Below are 258 nucleotides of genomic sequence, written 5' to 3' on the forward strand. Positions count from 1 at the left end.
GGCTAAGATCTGTGATTAAGTCCTCAGGAGCAGGTGACCAGTCTGTAGGCATAGAAGAAAGTTCAAACTTTGGTCTTCCAGCTAAGGCATTCCCTCTGACTTGCACAAAAAGATTGAGCTTTGCTACACTAACAACAGATACACCATCAGGAATACGAACCGTTCGATATATCCGCTCGCGAGGTTGGGTTGCTGAAACAACTTTATAGCAGTTTAGATAGAGAGGATTGCCATTGGATAAAGTCAAGCGTAGCTCGC

Annotated in this window: 1 protein-coding gene; it reads right to left on the reverse strand. The window is 44.6% G+C overall.

Going from position 1 to position 258, the window contains the following annotated elements; all coding sequences use genetic code 11:
* The coding region (locus RFK25_RS11680; protein WP_332413572.1) for a hypothetical protein at positions 1-258 on the reverse strand (258 nt) is incomplete at both ends.

Origin of the sequence: Streptococcus sp. SS-4456 (assembly GCF_036680365.1) — a bacterium.
Taxonomy (GTDB): domain Bacteria; phylum Bacillota; class Bacilli; order Lactobacillales; family Streptococcaceae; genus Streptococcus.